17 protein-coding genes and 1 CRISPR repeat array are annotated in these 19,902 nt (G+C 37.5%); of the genes, 16 read left to right on the top strand and 1 reads right to left on the bottom strand.

The window, feature by feature from the left end; all coding sequences use genetic code 11:
• From cas3 to HMPREF1639_RS08800, 10 genes are all read left to right on the top strand, one after another.
• Positions 1-2,033: CRISPR-associated helicase Cas3' (gene cas3, locus HMPREF1639_RS08760; RefSeq protein WP_036765710.1), on the top strand; the 2,033-nt coding region annotated here is incomplete at its 5' end.
• Positions 2,034-2,037: 4 nt separating this feature from the next.
• Positions 2,038-3,768 (top strand): type I-E CRISPR-associated protein Cse1/CasA, encoded by a 1,731-nt coding sequence (locus HMPREF1639_RS08765; RefSeq protein ID WP_036765713.1) that lies wholly within the window; start codon positions 2,038-2,040, stop codon positions 3,766-3,768.
• Complete coding sequence (gene casB / locus HMPREF1639_RS08770) at positions 3,755-4,312, top strand: type I-E CRISPR-associated protein Cse2/CasB (protein ID WP_036765716.1); 558 nt, start codon at positions 3,755-3,757, stop codon at positions 4,310-4,312. Before HMPREF1639_RS08765 ends, casB begins: the two co-directional genes overlap by 14 nt.
• Positions 4,313-4,338: 26 nt before the next feature.
• The gene (gene cas7e, locus HMPREF1639_RS08775) at positions 4,339-5,433 is read left to right on the top strand and encodes a type I-E CRISPR-associated protein Cas7/Cse4/CasC (RefSeq protein WP_036765718.1); all 1,095 of its coding nucleotides are present in this window, start codon (positions 4,339-4,341) and stop codon (positions 5,431-5,433) included.
• Between the two features lie 2 nt (positions 5,434-5,435).
• Positions 5,436-6,155 carry a type I-E CRISPR-associated protein Cas5/CasD gene (gene cas5e, locus HMPREF1639_RS08780; RefSeq protein ID WP_036765720.1) on the top strand — a complete coding sequence of 240 codons (720 nt, stop codon included), beginning with the start codon at positions 5,436-5,438 and terminating at the stop codon, positions 6,153-6,155.
• 9 nt (positions 6,156-6,164) lie between these two features.
• On the top strand, positions 6,165-6,800 hold the full coding sequence (cas6e, locus tag HMPREF1639_RS08785) for a type I-E CRISPR-associated protein Cas6/Cse3/CasE (RefSeq protein WP_036765722.1): 636 nt from the start codon (positions 6,165-6,167) through the stop codon (positions 6,798-6,800).
• 4 nt (positions 6,801-6,804) lie between these two features.
• Positions 6,805-7,236, top strand: coding sequence for a CRISPR-associated endonuclease Cas1 (locus tag HMPREF1639_RS09620; RefSeq protein ID WP_330371715.1), 432 nt, complete (start codon positions 6,805-6,807; stop codon positions 7,234-7,236).
• Between the two features lie 128 nt (positions 7,237-7,364).
• Positions 7,365-7,502: a hypothetical protein gene (locus tag HMPREF1639_RS09625; RefSeq protein ID WP_330371716.1), complete on the top strand. Its 138-nt coding sequence runs from the start codon at positions 7,365-7,367 to the stop codon at positions 7,500-7,502.
• 1 nt (position 7,503) lies between these two features.
• Positions 7,504-8,403: a type I-E CRISPR-associated endoribonuclease Cas2e gene (gene cas2e / locus HMPREF1639_RS08795; protein ID WP_036765725.1), complete on the top strand. Its 900-nt coding sequence runs from the start codon at positions 7,504-7,506 to the stop codon at positions 8,401-8,403.
• A 23-nt stretch (positions 8,404-8,426) separates the two neighbouring features.
• A CRISPR array of direct repeats spans positions 8,427-11,878; the repeat unit is 28 nt; unit sequence GTACTACCCACATACGTGGGGGTGATCC.
• An 82-nt stretch (positions 11,879-11,960) separates the two neighbouring features.
• Positions 11,961-13,271: a DUF2399 domain-containing protein gene (locus HMPREF1639_RS08800; RefSeq protein ID WP_036765728.1), complete on the top strand. Its 1,311-nt coding sequence runs from the start codon at positions 11,961-11,963 to the stop codon at positions 13,269-13,271.
• A 104-nt stretch (positions 13,272-13,375) separates the two neighbouring features.
• Here HMPREF1639_RS08800 and htrA read toward each other — a convergent pair whose 3' ends face one another.
• Positions 13,376-14,461 carry a serine protease HtrA gene (htrA, locus tag HMPREF1639_RS08805; protein ID WP_036765730.1) on the bottom strand — a complete coding sequence of 362 codons (1,086 nt, stop codon included), beginning with the start codon at positions 14,459-14,461 and terminating at the stop codon, positions 13,376-13,378.
• Between the two features lie 316 nt (positions 14,462-14,777).
• Between htrA and HMPREF1639_RS08810 the strand changes: the two genes are divergently transcribed.
• From HMPREF1639_RS08810 to HMPREF1639_RS08835, 6 genes are read left to right on the top strand one after another with little or no spacing between them, the layout of a single operon-like run.
• Entirely contained in the window at positions 14,778-15,308 is a 531-nt protein-coding gene (locus HMPREF1639_RS08810; RefSeq protein WP_036765732.1) for a biotin/lipoyl-containing protein, read from the top strand.
• Between the two features lie 17 nt (positions 15,309-15,325).
• On the top strand, positions 15,326-16,771 hold the full coding sequence (accC, locus tag HMPREF1639_RS08815) for an acetyl-CoA carboxylase biotin carboxylase subunit (RefSeq protein ID WP_084572508.1): 1,446 nt from the start codon (positions 15,326-15,328) through the stop codon (positions 16,769-16,771).
• Positions 16,752-17,609 (top strand): acetyl-CoA carboxylase, carboxyltransferase subunit beta, encoded by an 858-nt coding sequence (gene accD / locus HMPREF1639_RS08820; protein ID WP_036765734.1) that lies wholly within the window; start codon positions 16,752-16,754, stop codon positions 17,607-17,609. Before accC ends, accD begins: the two co-directional genes overlap by 20 nt.
• Entirely contained in the window at positions 17,606-18,349 is a 744-nt protein-coding gene (locus HMPREF1639_RS08825) for an acetyl-CoA carboxylase carboxyltransferase subunit alpha (RefSeq protein WP_036765735.1), read from the top strand. The genes accD and HMPREF1639_RS08825 overlap by 4 nt, the downstream gene beginning before the upstream one ends.
• Positions 18,350-18,353: 4 nt before the next feature.
• On the top strand, positions 18,354-18,833 hold the full coding sequence (locus HMPREF1639_RS08830) for a MarR family winged helix-turn-helix transcriptional regulator (protein WP_036765737.1): 480 nt from the start codon (positions 18,354-18,356) through the stop codon (positions 18,831-18,833).
• Positions 18,823-19,839: a beta-ketoacyl-ACP synthase 3 gene (locus tag HMPREF1639_RS08835; protein ID WP_036765740.1), complete on the top strand. Its 1,017-nt coding sequence runs from the start codon at positions 18,823-18,825 to the stop codon at positions 19,837-19,839. Before HMPREF1639_RS08830 ends, HMPREF1639_RS08835 begins: the two co-directional genes overlap by 11 nt.
• Positions 19,840-19,902 lie beyond the last annotated feature (63 nt).

The raw sequence follows: 19,902 nt of genomic DNA on the forward strand, positions 1-19,902 counted from the left end.
GTCCGCAAAGAATTAGAAACTATGTAGACTTGTATAAAAATAGATTTGGATTTGAACCTAGGGATGTTCAAGGAAAATTATCAAAGCTAATATCTGATTTAGATGAACCAGGAATAGTCATACTAGAGGCTCCGATGGGAATAGGAAAAACAGAAGCATCACTGATTGCGGCTGAACAGCTGGCAGCATCAACAGGAAGAAGTGGCTTATTTTTCGGATTACCAACGCAAGCAACATCAGATGGGATTTTTCCTAGAATAGTTAGCTGGCTTAACAGTCTTAGTAATAACTCCGGTGATAAGGTACAAATTAGGTTGTCACATGGAAAGGCATGTTTAAATGATATTTTTAATAGTGTAGCTAGTGGAGTAGGTATAGACAGTGATGAAAATGTCAATGAGAATAATGTAATCGTGAATCAATGGTTTTCTGGTAGAAAAACTACTTCATTGGATGATTTTGTAGTGGGAACAGTGGACCAGTTTTTACTATTGTCATTAAAACAAAAGCACTTATTTTTGAGGCATTTGGGTTTTAGTAAAAAAGTTGTGATAATTGATGAAGTTCATGCCTATGATACATATATGAGCCAATATTTAAATCAGTCTGTCAAGTGGATGGGGGCTTATGGTGTACCGGTAGTATTATTGTCAGCGACACTCCCAGCAGATAAGAGAACAGAGTTAGTCCTTAGCTACTTAGAGGGAAGGTACAGTAAAAACACAAAAGAAATAAAAAATGAGTACATTAAAAAATTAAAAACGAAGGCATATCCCCTAATAACATACACTAATGGGAATAATTTATATATGGAAGATAAATTTGAAAAAATTGATGACAAGTATATAAAGATTTATTCTTTGGATGAAGATGACCTGATTGAAAGGCTAGAAGACTTATTGGATGACGGTGGAGTCGTAGGTATAATAGTCAATACTGTGAAAAGGGGACAGGAATTTGCAGAAAAACTCTCAGAATATTTTGGAGATGAAAGGGTATTGCTTCTGCATTCAGCCTTTATAGCAACTGAGCGTGTTAAAAAAGAAAAAGAACTTCTTAACATGATAGGTAAGGGTGTTATGAGGCCAAAGAGAAAGATAATAATAGGAACACAGGTGATTGAGCAATCTTTAGATATAGATTTTGATGTCTTGATTAGTGACCTGGCCCCTATAGATTTATTGATACAGCGTTTGGGCAGGTTGCATAGGCATACAACTAGCAAGCAAAGTGTAATTAGACCGAAAAAACACAGAGAACCAGCATTATATATATTAGGCAAAAATAGTGATTATGATTTTGAAGATGGAACAAGACATGTTTATGGAGAATACTTACTTATGAGGACTCAATATTTTATCGATAAAAAAGAATTTATTGCTATTCCAGGAGATATATCTAGTATGGTTCAGAGTGTCTACAGTGATAAAGAAATAGAATTGAGTGAAGAACTCAGAACATTATATACAGCATATAAGAAGGATGATATTAATAAGAGAGAAGATAAGGAAGTGAGGGCAAGAACTTTTAGAATAGGTGATCCTAATAATAAGAGGAAGGAAAAAAGTAAGAGGAAAGAAAAAAGCAGGAGAAAGAATGTAGGCCTAATAGGATGGTTACAAAATTCCAATGTGGATTCTAATCACAGTGATGAAAGGGCCTGTGCCCAGGTTAGAGACAGTGATGAGACGATTGAAGTTATACTTGTTCAGAAATATGAGGAAGGGTATTCAATTTACGGAGAAAATATGGATATATCCAGTCTGATAGATGAGCCTGAAATTGCAAGGAAGCTAGCTAGAAATACTATAAAGTTGCCAAGGTTTTTTAGTGCAAATTATATGATTGATAAGGTCATTGATGAATTGGAAAAATACAATAACAAGTACTTGAGTGCGTGGAGAAGAATTAGTTGGCTAAAGGGATCTTTGGGAATCATTCTAAATGAAAATAATCAATTTGAATTATCTGGAAGGGTATTTGAGTACGATGACAAGTATGGTATAAGAATGATAGATACAGAAAGGATGTGATTGTGTGGGAAGGTATAATTTGTTAGATGAACCATGGATATCTGTTGTAGTTGATAAAAAAGGCAATACTAACGAAGTGTCAATGCTTGAATTTTTTGAACATGCACATGAGTATTTAGACTTCGGTGGAGACACAAAAACTCAAGATTTTGCTGTTATGAGGGTGTTATTGGCAGTTATTCATACGGTATTTTCTAGATTTGATGCTGAAGGGGAAGCCTATGAGTATTTTGATTTAGATGAGCGTTATAGGCCTAGGGAAAATATTGATAGTAGTGATTTAGAGGATTATGAAGATGACTTGTATGACACTTGGATTAGTTTATGGGAAGATAAAAAGTTTCCTGAAGTTGTTAAGGATTATCTTGAAAAGTGGAGAGACAGATTTTTCTTGTATGACGAAGAATATCCTTTTTTCCAGGTGACGAAGAATGATGTCGTTTCTAGCAAGCTTAATAAAACTGCTCCTAGTGATATTTCTGGAAAAAAAATAAACCGTAGAATATCTGAAAGCAATAATAAAGTGGCCTTGTTTTCTCCAAAATATGATGATGGCAAAAATAAGGAAATTTTAACAGATTCTGAAGTTGCTAGATGGTTGATTACATACCAAGGATATACTGGTCTGGATGACAAGGTGGCTTTTGGGAAAGATAAGTACAAATCTTCTAAGGGTTGGCTGTTCGATATCGGAGGTATATACATCAGGGGAGAAAACTTATTTGAGACACTGATTTTAAATACAGTTTTAGTCAATAAGGAGGAGAAAAACCTTGAAAAGATACAGCTTCCATCTTGGGAAATATCAAGTGAAGAATATTTAAATCGTAACTTGAATACAAGTAGTGATAAGGTGGATACAAGTGCATCTTTGTTGACAACTTGGAGTAGGGCTATTTTTATGGAAGCAAACCTTGATATTAAAGAACCATTTAGCTTCGGGATTGTAAAATTACCTGATGTGAAGCATCAAAACAAATTTTTAGAGTCAATGACAATATGGCAATATAATAAGACTGGTGATAACAAGGGTACTTTCACCCCAAGAAAACATCAGGCAAATAAGGCAATATGGAGATCATTTGGACTAATAACAGGACTTGGATATTCACAAGTTCACAAGGATGAATGCAGAAAGCCAGGTGTTATTGAATGGATTAATACCATATCTGATCAGTTTGAGGTAGATGGTCTGAAGGACAGGAAAATAAAAATATGTTCTGTAAGCATGCAAGATGATGGAAATGCAACATCATGGGTACCGACAGATGAGATATTGGACATTATAGATATCAATGAGTCTGTATTGACTGATGAAAATTGGGCAGAGAGGATAAATCAATCTGTTGAAATTACTAAAAAGATAGTTGGTTTTGTGTATAAAAAATATATTGAAGATATAAAATCGATAAGAAATATTAACACATCTTCATTTGTTGAATCAAAGGTAGAAGACATGTACTATAGGATAGATTCTTCATTTAGACTATGGCTGTCCAGCATAAAATACGATGACAAAAAAGATGCAAAGATATTGGAATGGAATAAAAAATTAAAAATTCTAGTAATACAAATGGCAGATGAAATACTAGAGTCTGCTGGTGACAGGGACTTTAAGGGGATAGTGGTGGATGAAAAGGTAAAAAATATTGCTACTGCATATAATAAATTTATATTTTTATTAAATAAAGAATTAGTTAGTACTAAGGAGGCGATGAATAATGGAGAAGACTAGTGTTTTTTCTGTTACAAGCAAGATGGTATTTAAGTTAAATGCTTTAACAGAAACACCTGTTGGTAAATCTACTTTGGCAAAATTTAGAAATTCCATAGGCAAAAATCTAGAAAAATCTACTGAACTATGGCCTATACTCTTTGAAAATCTCCCTGAGGAATTTCTAGGTAATGGGAAATATATTACCAAGGAAGAAAATGCAATACTATTAACACTCCAGTTATATGCACTGTATATGCAGGGGAATTCTGATGTGACTATGTCCGTAGATGAAGACATTAAATTTAGAAATATAGGATATTCTCTTAAAGTTTTAAGAGCCAGTGAAAGCCCATCTGTAGATAGGAGATTTAATGCGACTATTACATCAACTACTGTTGACGAATTAGTAAATCACCTAAGGCATATGATAAAAATATTAAAGGCAAAGTATCCCAAAACATATATAGACTTCCCAAAATTAGCAGAAGATATATATTGGTTTTCAAGAGGCTATGAAGATAGAATAAGGCTTTCTTGGTCGAGAGAATATTTCAGAAGATAATATATTTGTAAAGGAGAAAATTTAAAATGATAAATAAAAATAGATTATATTTAGATGTACATGCAATTCAGACACTACCACCATCCAATATAAATCGTGATGATACAGGTAGCCCAAAAACAGCTCAGTATGGTGGCGTAAGAAGAGCTAGAGTTAGTTCTCAATCATGGAAAAGGGCAATTAGGGGATATTTTAATGAAAATGGAGAAGAGTCAAATGTAGGCCTTCGTACTCTAAGTATAGTAGATTATGTGGCTAGTAAGATTATCGAAAAGGATAATACTATAGGTGCTGAAGATGCAGTAAAGATGGCTGAAACTACACTGAATTTAGCTGGAATAAAAACAACTAAGGAACATAAGGTCAAAGCACTATTCTTCTTAGGAGATGAACAAGCGAATAGGTTAGCACAAGCGTCTATCGAAGGTGTGAGTGACAAGAATGAGTTAAAAGAGATTATAAATAGCAATCCGAGTGTAGACATTGCTCTATTTGGTAGAATGGTTGCTGATGATCCATCATTGAATGAGGATGCATCTTGCCAGGTTGCACATGCAATATCCACACACGCAGTACAAAATGAATTTGATTTTTACACAGCTGTAGATGACTTATCCGCAAAAGACAATCCTGGAGCAGGAATGCTAGGTAATATAGAGTATAATTCATCTACAATGTATAGGTATGCCAATATTGCAATACACGAATTATCTAGGCAGCTTGGTGATATACAGTCTACTATAAATACAATAAAATTATTTATAGAAGCATTTTCAAACTCTTTACCTACAGGTAAGATAAATACGTTCGCAAATCAAACTATTCCAGATGCTGTAATAATATTCTTAAGAGAAGATAGGCCAATTAACGCAGTAGGTGCTTTTGAAGAACCTGTAAGATCTTATGAGGGTTTTGTGAAAAAATCTATAGAAAAACTGTCTAATGAATTGATAAAAGCAGAAAAATTTGTTAAAAAGCCATTATATTCTGCATACGTATCAATGGAAGAAGTAGAGAGTTTGAAAAATTGTGCCAATGAGATGGATTCTCTAGAAGATTTAAAAAATAATTTAGAAGGTATACTTGCAGAAAAAATTAGTGGAATGGTAGAAGGTGACTAGTTATGAAGACTATAGTTATGAAATTCTGTGGTCCGTTGCAGTCATGGGGAACAGGTTCTAACTTTGAGACTCGACATACTGATTTTTATCCATCAAAGAGTGCAGTCATAGGTTTGATATCTGCATCAAGCGGATATAGAAGGGATGATATTTCTAACTTAAATAAATTGAATAAATTGGATTTTGCTGTCAGAGTAGATCAGAATGGTAATTTAATGAGAGACTATCATATAGCTAGAAAAAATAAAAAAAATGGTGATTTTGAAAGAACTTATGTTACAAATAGGTATTATCTTGAAGATGCTGTATTTACAGTGGCTATATCGCATAGTGATGAAAAATTTATTGATGAAATATTGTTAGCCTTAAAAAACCCATATTTCCAAACATATATGGGAAGAAGGGCCTTACCACTTCCATATGACTTTATTTTAGATGTAACGGATAAGAGTGCAGTAGACAGTTTGAAATCTTTGGAATGGCAAGCATCTGCCTGGTACAAAAAGAAACATAAGAAAGATCAAAGTGTAGGCTTAGAACTGTATGCAGATGGCGATTTATTAGAGGATGTAGATGGTGTTTTGAGAAAGGATAGAGCAATATCATTTTCTCAAAAAGATAGAAGATTTGGCTTTAGGTATGAATCCAGGGCATGGGTTTATGTTGAAAATGAAGAATTTATATCTGATGATAGCCAACACGATATTTTTGACAGAGTGTAGGAGGTTGAGATGTATATTTCAAGAGTCGAAATTGATATAGAAAATCGAAGAAAAATTAAAAATATGTCTCATGTTGCAGCCTATCATAGTTGGGTTGAAGACAGTTTTCCAGATGAAAAAAATTTAGAAAGTAGAACAAGAAAGTTGTGGAGAATTGATAAGCTAAATGGAAAAATGTACTTACTTGTAGTCAGCCAAGATAAACCAGACTTGGCTTGTTTGGAAAGGTATGGAGTAGAGGGGACTGCAGCTAGTAAGTCATATGATAATTTTCTAAATGCTATAAAAAATGGTGAGAGCTACAGGTTTAGGATAACTCTAAACCCTATAATATCCCTATCTAAAGGTAGCGGCAATAAAAGTTTGATTAAACCACATGTGACTATTGAACATCAAAAAAAGTATTTGCTTGATAGATCTATTAAGAATGGTTTTAAATTGGATGATAAGGAATTCTATATTGTTGAAAGGGGATATGAAAATTTTTATAAGTCGGGTCAAAAGAAAATAAGATTGGTAAAGGCTGTATATGAAGGGATATTGACTGTTGAGAATATAGATTTATTTAAAGAGGTACTTACTAAAGGTATGGGCAAAAAGCGTGCCTATGGTTTTGGGTTAATGACGGTAATACCAATGTTGTAGTGATATGAAAGAGCAAAGTGGTGCAAAGAAAACAGAACTGAATGAACTTCCCAGGATAGGTGATAGGGTAAGTTTTATATACATTGAGCATGCCAAAGTCAATAGGACGGATAGTTCTATCAGTGTATACGATAGCAGGGGTGTAGTTACAATACCAATTGCAATGTTAGGTGTGTTGATGTTGGGCCCAGGAACGGATGTTAGTCATAGAGCGATGGAATTACTGGGGGATACAGGTACTAGTGTCGTCTGGGTAGGCGAAAGAGGTGTAAGAAATTATGCTCATGGAAGAGCCTTAGCCCATTCGACAAAGTTTTTGGAAAGACAGGCGAAACTGGTTACAAATACAAGGACAAGGCTAAATGTAGCTAGAAAGATGTATCAAATGAGATTTCCAGGAGAAGACGTTTCATCTTATCATTTGTATACGATATAGCAGACCTGTATAAGACAGATATAACCATACCGATTGCTTTTGAGATTGCATCTAAGTATGGCAAGGAAGACGAGATTGGAAAGATTACAAGACTTAGGGTAAGAGATGAGTTTGTAGATGGTAAGTTGATGGTTAAAATTGTTAGAGATTTACAGTATTTATTAGATGTGGGAGAAGAGGATATAATTTATGTGGAAACATTGAATTTATGGGATGAAAAGGAACAGCATGTTGAACATGGCATAAGTTATAAGGAGAGAGATTAGTATGCCATTTACAGTAATAACAGTTAAAAATGTTCCAAAATCGCTGAGAGGTGATTTGACTAAATGGATGCAAGAGATAGCTACAGGTGTATATGTTGGTAATTTTAATACAAAGGTTAGAGAACAGTTGTGGAATAGGGTTCTTGACAGTATAGATGGTGGTGAAGCTACTATAAGCTACTCATATAGAAATGAAATTGGATATAGCTTTAATACCGTTAATGCACAAAGGAAAGTGGTAGAATTGGATGGTATTCCATTAGTCTTATTAGCTAACTCGGGTGATAGTAAATTGGATTTGAAACACGGTTATAGTGATGCGGCAAAAAGGAGAAAGTCAAAAAAGTTTTCTGGCAATGCTGGTAATAAAGGCGGTGAAATTGCGGGAGAAAGCAAAAAGGATAATTACATAATATTACATATTTTATTGGAACCAGACTCCCAAAAAATAAGTGAGATAAGTTGTTTTAAAAAGACGGAGCTGGGAGAAGAACGATTTTATGTTAGACTATCGTATGCATATGATGAATATGTTATAGATGAAATTATTTGTAGAAATGATAGTGTAGATAAGACGGTAGAATTTTCAGTAGCTATTAAAGAGATGATAGAATTTATGCGGGGATTTTCGATAGTTAGTTATGGGTTAAATGAAGAGTTTGAAATTTTGCATAAAGAATTGAAAAGGTATGGATATGATATATATCAATCTAAACTGTACGATTTGAAAAATCTGGTGAAAAAGGATAATATTTTTATCAAGTCATACGATTTGGAAGTGGTTCTGAAAGAGTATGATGTTGACAATGTTGATGTTGAGGATCTGGTTTCGTTAACGGATGGGATTCATATGTTGTCGAAGAAAGTGAATAAATTTCTGCGATTAGTGAATGTGAAATAGGCATTTTACTGGGATCTTTTAGTGTACTACCCACATACGTGGGGGTGATCCTATTAAAAGAAGAATCTATAGCTTTTCTTGTTCGTACTACCCACATACGTGGGGGTGATCCTACGTCCGGCAGCTCGCTCTTAAGTGCCTTTTGGTACTACCCACATACGTGGGGGTGATCCTATCGCTATAAAGACTCAACAACCTACGAGCTAGTACTACCCACATACGTGGGGGTGATCCTGTCTGGACAAATGACCAGTGAAAAAAATGTAAGTACTACCCACATACGTGGGGGTGATCCTTATTCTTGTCTATTACTTTAGCAGCCATAGTTGTACTACCCACATACGTGGGGGTGATCCCGCAGAACAGGCAAGAGTAGAAGCAGAAAAGCTAAGTACTACCCACATACGTGGGGGTGATCCTGTAGATGTAACAGCTAGGGTCATAAGCTATAAGTACTACCCACATACGTGGGGGTGATCCTTCTTGGAATAGTCAACGCAGAACAGGCAAGAGGTACTACCCACATACGTGGGGGTGATCCTTAAAGGGAGAAAATGGTCAATCACAATATGTAGTACTACCCACATACGTGGGGGTGATCCTAAAATGTGACCATTTGTCACCCTAAAATATGAGTACTACCCACATACGTGGGGGTGATCCTTTGAGCAATAACCCTATTGCACGTTTTTTTACGTACTACCCACATACGTGGGGGTGATCCTATACCTAGGGGGCTACTCAAGGGCGACACAGCGTACTACCCACATACGTGGGGGTGATCCTGACATATGTGGGATTTTAGAAATAAGAAATCCGTACTACCCACATACGTGGGGGTGATCCCAACACTTTAATGATTCTTTCCTCTTTCATTTAGTACTACCCACATACGTGGGGGTGATCCCTGAATCTGGAGCTAGCACAAATTTAAAGTTGAGTACTACCCACATACGTGGGGGTGATCCCCTTAGTTTTTACAAGGTGATAGTGATTAATCTGTACTACCCACATACGTGGGGGTGATCCCATCTTCTGCACTTGGCTGGCCAACTAGTACATGTACTACCCACATACGTGGGGGTGATCCTGACATATGTGGGATTTTAGAAATAAGAAATCCGTACTACCCACATACGTGGGGGTGATCCTATCTGTATATACTACTCTAAAAGGTGATTCTTGTACTACCCACATACGTGGGGGTGATCCTGAGTAAGCAGTCACAAAAGACAGCTAATAAGGGTACTACCCACATACGTGGGGGTGATCCCACATCCTGAACTAATCTTATCAAGTGCAGCACGTACTACCCACATACGTGGGGGTGATCCTAGTCCTGTTAAGCCCTTCAGCAGACGTCCCACGTACTACCCACATACGTGGGGGTGATCCCTTAACTTTTCATGATTATCAAATATAAATTTCGTACTCCCCACATACGTGGGGGTGATCCTATGCATTTGATCGTAATCATAGAGTAGAGGTTGTACTACCCACATACGTGGGGGTGATCCTGACGTTCTTGATATACACCACCTTATTTTTTAGTGCCAGTACTACCCACATACGTGGGGGTGATCCTACAGATTCAGAAAAAGCCAAGTGTAGGAATAAGTACTACCCACATACGTGGGGGTGATCCCTTGACGAAAAAACATCTAATCAAATTTTATCAGTACTACCCACATACGTGGGGGTGATCCTCACTAAATACTTTTGCTCTCAATGATTTGTCCGTACTACCCACATACGTGGGGGTGATCCATAGTAAATATGGGTGCTAGTGCTGCACTTGATGTACTACCCACATACGTGGGGGTGATCCCAAGCGTTGAGAACTCCGCAGTGCCTACCTTAGGTACTACCCACATACGTGGGGGTGATCCCTTAACTAATTACCTTTTGAAGTCGCAATTACCGTACTACCCACATACGTGGGGGTGATCCCATGCTCTAGCACTAGATATTTTTCTAGGTGAAGTACTACCCACATACGTGGGGGTGATCCTACAAGTGTGTAAGCAGGGGTGTAATAAGAGATGTACTACCCACATACGTGGGGGTGATCCTGCAAGTAAACAAACAAAAATAATATAAAAACTGTACTACCCACATACGTGGGGGTGATCCTGTATCTTCATTAGTGAATAAAGGTACATCAAGGTACTACCCACATACGTGGGGGTGATCCTGATGCCACGGCTACTAGAATCATACACGTCTAGTACTACCCACATACGTGGGGGTGATCCCAACAATTGATAGTAATTAAGCCAAAAACAAATGTACTACCCACATACGTGGGGGTGATCCTAACCTATAAATTGCCGTGTCGTTGTCTTCTTCAGTACTACCCACATACGTGGGGGTGATCCTGTCGCGACACATATTAATTTACTCCAATGAATGTACTACCCACATACGTGGGGGTGATCCTAAATTGGAATCAGATTGAGTGGGAGACCTATAGTACTACCCACATACGTGGGGGTGATCCTCGATTAGCTTCCAAATAGATAAACATAATGTAGTACTACCCACATACGTGGGGGTGATCCTACCTCCCTTGCTTTTCCCTGTATTTTGGGTTAGTACTACCCACATACGTGGGGGTGATCCTAAGGGTAGACGTTTTTGCAAAAAAGTTTAAAAGTACTACCCACATACGTGGGGGTGATCCCAGTATTTGAGCGATTTCATATTTAATAAAATCGTACTACCCACATACGTGGGGGTGATCCCTAGGCAACACAGTTGATAAATTTACATCTATAGTACTACCCACATACGTGGGGGTGATCCCATATCAGCTACCATGTTGATAATATCGTCAAAGTACTACCCACATACGTGGGGGTGATCCCATCAAGTCAAACCTAGGAGAACACTGGAATACGTACTACCCACATACGTGGGGGTGATCCTAGTTGCTTGCCAGCCTATATTAAATATTTCTTGTACTACCCACATACGTGGGGGTGATCCCAATTATGAAAAGTGGTGAAAAAAGTGAAAACAGTACTACCCACATACGTGGGGGTGATCCTGATGAAGAATAGTAATATTTCAGGGGGGGATAGTACTACCCACATACGTGGGGGTGATCCCTGGTAGGAAGGAAACAACTTGTTATAATTTGAGTACTACCCACATACGTGGGGGTGATCCCTATCTGCCATGTTTCCTTATCTATAACTGCTTGTACTACCCACATACGTGGGGGTGATCCTATTCCTCCATATACGCATAACCTCCATAGCGTGTACTACCCACATACGTGGGGGTGATCCCTGCTACTGCATTAATGTAGTCAGTATGACCAGGTACTACCCACATAAGTGGGGGTAATCCTGTACTCATCTAAATTCATGTGGTATAATAGAAGTACTACCCACATACGTGGGGGTGATCCCAGCTTAACATACAAGATATGAATACTTTTAAGTACTACCCACATACGTGGGGGCAATCCTGATTAATTTATAAAAACACATTTAAAACAACTTTTATATCTGTTATCATATACCTATAAGGATTAAATATAGGAGGTAGACATGGGTAGAAAAGTTAGTAAAAAAAGTGCGATAAACTATTACAAAACTTCTTCTGCATACAGAAAGATGTGCAAGGACCTGATTATGAAGTACAAAAGATATGGCAGATTAACAGGTAGAATTAGTCTCAAGGACTATACCGATAGACAAAAGGCCAAGATAGCAGATTTTGTTGGTGAATCAGTAGCAGATCTTGGCTCCAAGAATGATGTTAGTGTTGCCAAGATAAAGAGTGCCCACCTGAATACCAAATATGGAGATTTTGATTTGGCCTATTTAGCTTCGGAAGTTACAGGCATAAGTCTGGCCGTTGATGGCAATAGAAACCGGCCATCTAAGGAAGCTATCAAGGAAACTATCAGGGATGAAATTAGGCAGCTTCTTTCGGCTGTAAGACCAGATGTATTAGATAAAATTATGGATAAGATTTACTATGAAAATAAGTATAAAGAAATATCTTTGGGAGATATATATTTCCTTGGTAATGCAATAGAAAAGATAAATCAAAGGAAGGGCCAATATGATGGGGTAAACTTTGATAATTATATATATCTAGCAGTTTTTGCTGCAGAGATTACGGGTAATCCTTACGAGTTTGACGAGGGGAGTGTTATGGGTGATTGGTTATTCAAGATACTGGCCCTAACTTATGGAGACAAGACATCTGGAATGTCCTATATGGAATATAGGGACAAGGTATTTGAGCATTACGGAATTCTTTTAGATGACATATTTCATTTTTTGACTGTCAGTCACATGATGGCTAGGTCTGATGGTGGTGTGAATTCTGTGTGGTCGGCTTCTTGTAGAAATAACGTCTCTTGGAAGGCACCTCTCAAGCATATACTAAAGATGGATCTGATATATCCAGAGTTGGGGGATGCCTTGATATTGGTGGAAAATGCCAGTGTATTTTACATACTCAGTGCTATGTTCAACAGCCTTCCTATAGTTTGTTTTCATGGCAAGTTGAGAAAGTCTATATGGACCTTTATGGATAAATTGAGTAAGGATGTCAAGGTATACTATGCTGGAGACTTTGATCCAGAGGGGCTAAAAATGGCTGATGACCTCAAACAAGCCTATGGTGATATGATAGATCTTAGCATGATGAGGAAGAAATATTATGAAGCTTCTAAACCTAGGACAAAGATAAAACCAGCCAACCTAGAGATATTAAAAAATATAAAGGATGAAAGACTCAAAGAAGTTGCAAAAGAAATGACTGCTAGTAAGTTGGTAGGCCACCAGTATAATTTGGTTGAAATGTATGTTGAGCACATATTCTATAGGATTATAAATGACATATAGAAGAATTCAAAACTTTATATAATTCTATCTATCAATGATATTTAAAAAGACACCAATTAGGTAAATTACCTTTTGGTGTCTCTTTTAGTTTATGGGTTAAATTCCTAGAAACCTATTTCTAATTGTATATTTTTGCCATCTCTATTGACTGTAAGTGTATCCTTGGAACCTGATGAATATGAATATAGCTTCTTGCTTAGATCGCTCATAGTTTTTATATCCGTATTTCCTATTTTTGTGATGATATCTCCAGGTTTTAGTCCAGCCTTTGAGGCTACTGAGTTAGGACTTACTGACCTTATGATTATACCATTCTCTATGTCTAATTCATGACCCGTATAGGCTGTGTAAGTCTTAACATCAAAACCAGATATACCAAGGGTAGGTTTTGCATAGTTTTTGTCTTCTATTATTTTATTGACAATAACCTTGGCCGTATTGATCGGTATAGAGAAGCCTAGGTTGTCCGCATTGGCCTTGGCAGTATTTATACCAATTACCTGGCCATCCTGATTAAGTAGTGGGCCACCACTGTTTCCGGAGTTGATACTAGCATCTGTCTGTAATAAACCAGACATATTACTTGATTGTGTTGATACATCCCTGTTTAGACCACTGATTATACCTTGAGTTACAGAATTACGAAGGTCTGTACCTAGAGGATTACCTATAGCAATTGCTATATCGCCAACTGTTACCTTGTCACTATCACCTAGTTCTGCTGGCACTAGGTCAGACTTGTTGATTTTTACTACCGCTAAGTCTAGATTTTGATCATTCCAAACAACTTGACCATTAGTAGTAGTTCCATTATTGAACAAGACTTTGACAGTTTTTGTTTGTCCATCAGATACTACGTGAGAGTTTGTTAATATATATCCTTTTTTATCTACTACAAAGCCCGTACCAGAACTCTGTACAGTTTGAGCAGTATCATCAAAAAGTCCAGTTGTTTTACGAGTTTCAGTGATAATACCGACAACTGAAGGGGAAGCCTTTTGTGCAACTGCCTGATAGACATTTTGCGACTTGGTGCTTCCATCCGATATTATATGGTTTGAGTTAGTCTTGACAGTCTGTTTAGAATCGGCCGAATCGTTGTTTTGGGCAAATTTTAAAGCGACTAAAGCACCACCAAAGGATGATACTATTGCAACTATTATAATTAAAATTAATGTTTTGAACTTCATGTAATATACTTCCTTTCCAAAATTATCCTAAATTTTTTTCTTTTTTTACATTATAGTCATCTTATCTTAAAATAAACTTAAACTTATAAATTTAAAATAGCAATAAGTCAACCATAGACCTATTCGGAGTGAATTCTAATTGTGATTCGTACATTTTTATATGTCTTTTGAAAAATTATGCATATGTGGGTAGAAATATAGGAAGAAATAAAAAGCTTTGATATACAAAATAAAATCTTGACATTTGAAATCAAGTCTTCTATAATTATAAAAAGAAAGTTTGAATATCGAAATATATTTGAAAAGGGGTGTGATAATGGATATAAAATTTATAAGAGGTTTGGCTACCCTTATGCAAGACTATAACTTGAATAGGCTTAATTATAGTCAGGCCGACACTAAATTAGAGTTGGAAATATATGGGGGAAATGGCAAGTATAATATGGAAAATATATTAGATAGTCAAAATAGTATACCTAATATAGTGACTTCTGAGTACAAAAAAGAATGCAATATAAATTTTGGGAAAAATAATATTGATAGACAAAGTATTATTGACAATCTGGATTCTGGTATAGGTCCTGGAGATGATCCCAACATAGGTTTAATAGAGTCAAATATGATAGGTACCTTCTACTCAAAGCCATCACCGGATGATGATGTCTTTGTTGAAGTAGGCAAGGTTGTTAACAAAGACGATGTTGTCTGTATTATTGAGTCAATGAAGCTGATGAATGAAATTAGAGCACCTTACAAGTGTGAGATTCTAGAGGTTCTTGTCGAGGATGGTCAGATTATAGAGTTTGGTCAGGATTTATTCAAGGTCAAGAACTTGGAGAGTAAATAGGGTTTGGAGGTAAGCTTATGTCTAGACCTATAAAAGAGGTTGAGTATACTGGGACAAATAATAGGGATTTTTTTGCTACTAGTGCCAAGAATTCACAAAAGCTTAGACCTATAAAAAAAGTTCTAGTAGCAAATAGGGGAGAAATAGCAGTTAGGATAATTAGGACCCTGAAAGATATGGGGATAAAGAGTGTAGCTGTCTTTTCTAGTGCAGACAAGGATTCGCTTCATGCAACTATAGCAGATGAGGCTATTTGCATAGGTCCTGCCAGTGTAAAGGACAGTTATTTAAATAAGATACAAATAATAAATGCAGCCATAGTTACTGGTGCAGATGCCATACATCCGGGTTTTGGTTTTTTGTCAGAGAATCCTGGTTTTGCAAGGATGTGTGAAATTTACAATATAAAGTTCATTGGACCTACTAGTAGGGCTATGGCAATGATGGGTGACAAGGAAGTTTCCAAAAAAATGATGAAGGATGCAGGCATACCAGTGATTGAGGGGTCAGATGGTGTAGTCAAAAGCCTTGAAGAGGCAAGTAGAGTTGTAGAGAGTCTAGGCCTACCAGTAATTATCAAGGCTAGGTCAGGTGGAGGAGGCAAGGGCATGAGGTTGGTAGAAGACATGAGTGACCTCAAGCGCCAGTTTGATTCTGCCAGAAAGGAGGCTGAAAATGCCTTTGGTGATTCAGGCGTATATATTGAAAAGTATATAAGGTCTCCACGTCATATAGAGGTTCAGCTGATTGCCGATGAGCATGGAAATATAGTTCATTTAGGGGCTAGAGATTGTTCCCTACAGATGAACCACCAAAAAGTCATAGAGGAGGCCCCACCAGAGGGCATAGACCAAGATATACTTGACCAGCTCTATGAAACTTCAATAAAGGCTGCCAAGTCGGTTTCCTACACAAGCGTAGGAACTATTGAGTACCTATTGGACAAGGATGGGTCATATTATTTCATGGAAATGAATACTAGAATCCAGGTAGAACATCCAATTACAGAGATGATTACCGGTATAGATATAGTCAGGGACCAGGTCTTGGTGGCCTGTCAAGAGAGCCTGCCATACAGTCAGGAGGACATACTTATCAGGGGCCATGCCATGGAGTGTAGGGTCAATGCCTACGATTCTGACAACAACTTCTTGCCTAGTGTCGGTAAGATAGAGGGACTAAATGTGCCGGGTGGATATGGAGTCAGGGTAGACAGTGCCATATACCAGGGTTATGAGGTCTTGCCTTTCTATGATTCCATGCTAGCCAAGGTCATATCTTATGGTAAGGACAGGGACGAGGCAATTAGAATTATGAACAGGGCCCTAGAAGAATTTGTTATTGACGGGGTCAAGACTAATGTCGGCTTTAATCTGAAGCTGATAAACGACCCTGTATTTATAGAAAATAAACATGATACATCATATTTGGAGAGGAGCATAGATGATACTAGAACACTTTAAACACAAGAGCTACAAGCCGGTTAAAAAAGTAGATATTGGACCAGATTGTGTAATCAAGTGCCCAAAGTGTGAATCTCTATTCTTTATAGAGGATATGGACCATGTAAACAAACTATGTCCCCACTGTGGCAAGTATTTCAAGATGACTGCCAGAGAGAGAATAGCCAGTGTAGTTGATGAAGATAGTTTCATTGAATACTTTAGAGAAAAAAAGATAAGAGACCCACTAAAGTTTCCAAAATATAAGGAAAAACAGATGAGTCTTAGAAGGAAGCTTGAACTTGATGAAGGGGTTGTGTGTGGTATAGCCTCTATCAGGAATATCAAGTTGGCTATTGCAGTCATGGATACTGATTACCTAATGGGTAGTATGGGAAGTACTGTAGGAGAAAAGATAAGCAAGACAGTTGAGCTTTCTATAAAAAAGAAATTGCCCCTACTAATATTCTCGGCATCAGGTGGTGCTAGGATGCAGGAGGGTATGTTCTCCTTGATGCAGATGGCCAAGACATCCCAGGCTATTTCAAAGCATAATGAGAAGGGTCTCCTCTATATATCCGTAATGACAAACCCAACTACAGGGGGTGTCAGTGCCAGCTTTGCCAGTCTGGGGGATATCATCATAGGTGAGAAAAATGCCCTGATTGGTTTTGCAGGACCTAGGGTCATCAGGCAGGTGACTGGTACAGAGCTGCCACCAGGATTTCAGAGTGCAGAGTTTCTTTTGGAACACGGACTACTGGATATGATAGTTCCTAGGGAAGAAATGAGAAATACCCTAGGAAATATCCTAAGCTTACACGCTCATGTAAATAAGTCTAGGGGGGTGAGAAGATGACAAAGGCAATGGATATAGTTAGGGCATCTAGAAATCCCCAGAGGAAGAAGGCCTACGACTATATAAAATACCTGTGTGATCCCTTTGTTGAGATGCATGGCGATAGGCTATTTGCAGATGACGATACCATCATTGGTGGTATTGGAAGTCTGGGTGGCTACTCTGTCATGGTGATTGGCCAGCAGAAAGATAGGAATTTTGGTATGCCAAATCCTGAAGGCTATAGAAAGGTCTTGAGGTTGGCTGAATACGCTGAAAAATTCAAACTTCCCCTGATAACCCTAATTGATACACCGGGAGCTGGATGTGGAATAGAGGCAGAAGAAAGAGGCCAGGCAAGCTCGATAGCTAATTGTATCTGTAGGTTTTCTTCATTGAAGATACCGACCCTGTCTATAATCATAGGCGAAGGTGGTAGTGGTGGGGCCTTAGCCTTGAGTGTCACTGATGAGATATGGATGCTAGAAAACAGTGTATATTCCATACTATCACCTGAAGGTTTTTCCAGTATTTTGTGGAAGGAACCCAGCAAAAAGGATGAGGCAGCTGAATTGATGAGGTTGACTAGCTACGACTTAAAGGAAGATGGTTTTATAGAAAAGATAATAAGAGAAGACGGTGGAGAAATATATAATTTGAAAAATGAAATATTGAATTTTTTAGATAAAAGCTATTCTGTTTCTATAGAAAAAACTCTTAAAAAAAGATATGATAAATATAGAAAGATTTTAGGAGGATAGAAATATGGATAAAAAAAATAGCAATTACGAGGACAGTCGTCAGGTCATAAATGGAATAATAGTTGAACTATTTAAAAATATACTAACTATCGAAGAAAAGTCACTGAAAAAGAGAGGTATTAAGGACCTATCTATAACAGAGATTCATGTAATAGAGGCAATTGGAATTGGCAATAGGAAGATGATGTCTGAAATAGCAGATATATTGGAGGTCACAATGGGTACCCTAACTACAGCCATGACCAAGCTAGAAAAGAAGGGTTATGTAGTCAGAGAAAGAGACCCAAGAGACAGGAGAATAGTTGTATGTAGCCTGACTAGGAGGGGAGTACTTGCTGAAAAAATTCACAGGAATTTTCATGATGAGATGATTGACCATTTGATGGTGGACCTGAAGCTGGAAGAAGAACCAGCCTTGATACAGGCCCTTAAAAATATCAATGAGTTTTTCATCAGAGAATATGGAGGAAAAAATGACAATTAACATAATTTCTACTGGAAGTTATGCTGGAGAAAAGATATTAGATAATGAATACTTTGCCAAAATTGTAGATACAAACGACGAGTGGATACAAGAGAGGACAGGTATCAGGACTAGGCATATATGTGATGATATCACTACTGAAGAGATGGCTACCAGAGCCTGTGAATCTGCCCTAGATAAACTAGATATGGATAGGTCCAAGATAGGCTTGGTGATTTTTGCCAGTGTGAGCTCTGATACCAAGACCCCGGCATCTTCCTTCAATATGGCAGGAAGGTTGGGGCTAAATGGAAATCCGATATGCTTTGACTTGAATGCAGCTTGTAGTGGCTTTGTATACAGCATGGCAGTTGCTAGGTCAATTATGGCAAGTATGAAGATAGCCTACGCCATAGTTATAGGAGCTGAGAGATTGTCAAAGTTTGTCGATTGGTCGGATAGGTCTACCTGCATCCTCTTTGGCGATGGGGCAGGATGTGCCGTATTAGAAAATTCGGACCTTGCAGATGATAGTGTAAGCTCTAGTCTAGACTACAGGTTAGAAATAGAGGATACATATCTGGCAGGCAAATATGACAAGAAAAAGTATCTTACTCTTGACTCAAGGGATAGCCTAAAAGAAATGAGGCATCCATTTATAGGTATGAATGGTAGGCAGATATATAAGTTTGCTACTGATGTAGGGGTCAAGGTTATAGATAGGCTATTGGAAAGCAACTGTATATCCAAGGATGATATAGAATTTTTGGTGCCACACCAGGCCAATAAAAGGATAATCGAAACACTAGCCCTAAAGAGCCAGATACCAGATGACAGGTGGTTTGTAAACCTAGATGAATATGGAAATACATCAGCGGCCAGTATACCACTAGCCCTAAATGAGCTAGTTGAGAAGGTCTTGCCGGATAGGAAGCTTGAACAAATCGATGGCAGGAGGATTATTTCCCTAGCCTTTGGTGGTGGACTTAGCTATGGTGGATTTTTACTCAAGATAAGAAAGAAGTAAGAGGCAATATTTTACTTTTATAGATAAGAGCAATAGATATAGTAAAAATGTATTTATATGTAT

Source organism: Peptostreptococcus sp. MV1 (genome assembly GCF_000758885.1).
GTDB lineage: Bacteria > Bacillota > Clostridia > Peptostreptococcales > Peptostreptococcaceae > Peptostreptococcus.

Bases quoted from the DNA above. Each gene is read 5' to 3' on its own strand.
- HMPREF1639_RS08810 (WP_036765732.1), top strand. From the start codon at position 14,778: ATGGATATAAAATTTATAAGAGGTTTGGCTACCCTTATGCAAGACTAT.
- HMPREF1639_RS08800 (WP_036765728.1), top strand. From the start codon at position 11,961: ATGGGTAGAAAAGTTAGTAAAAAAAGTGCGATAAACTATTACAAAACT.
- HMPREF1639_RS08825 (WP_036765735.1), top strand. From the start codon at position 17,606: ATGACAAAGGCAATGGATATAGTTAGGGCATCTAGAAATCCCCAGAGG.
- HMPREF1639_RS08835 (WP_036765740.1), top strand. From the start codon at position 18,823: ATGACAATTAACATAATTTCTACTGGAAGTTATGCTGGAGAAAAGATA.
- HMPREF1639_RS09625 (WP_330371716.1), top strand. From the start codon at position 7,365: ATGGTTAAAATTGTTAGAGATTTACAGTATTTATTAGATGTGGGAGAA.
- htrA (WP_036765730.1), bottom strand. From the start codon at position 14,461: ATGAAGTTCAAAACATTAATTTTAATTATAATAGTTGCAATAGTATCA.
- cas6e (WP_036765722.1), top strand. From the start codon at position 6,165: ATGTATATTTCAAGAGTCGAAATTGATATAGAAAATCGAAGAAAAATT.
- accD (WP_036765734.1), top strand. From the start codon at position 16,752: ATGATACTAGAACACTTTAAACACAAGAGCTACAAGCCGGTTAAAAAA.
- cas5e (WP_036765720.1), top strand. From the start codon at position 5,436: ATGAAGACTATAGTTATGAAATTCTGTGGTCCGTTGCAGTCATGGGGA.
- cas2e (WP_036765725.1), top strand. From the start codon at position 7,504: ATGCCATTTACAGTAATAACAGTTAAAAATGTTCCAAAATCGCTGAGA.
- HMPREF1639_RS08830 (WP_036765737.1), top strand. From the start codon at position 18,354: ATGGATAAAAAAAATAGCAATTACGAGGACAGTCGTCAGGTCATAAAT.
- cas7e (WP_036765718.1), top strand. From the start codon at position 4,339: ATGATAAATAAAAATAGATTATATTTAGATGTACATGCAATTCAGACA.
- HMPREF1639_RS09620 (WP_330371715.1), top strand. From the start codon at position 6,805: ATGAAAGAGCAAAGTGGTGCAAAGAAAACAGAACTGAATGAACTTCCC.
- accC (WP_084572508.1), top strand. From the start codon at position 15,326: ATGTCTAGACCTATAAAAGAGGTTGAGTATACTGGGACAAATAATAGG.
- casB (WP_036765716.1), top strand. From the start codon at position 3,755: ATGGAGAAGACTAGTGTTTTTTCTGTTACAAGCAAGATGGTATTTAAG.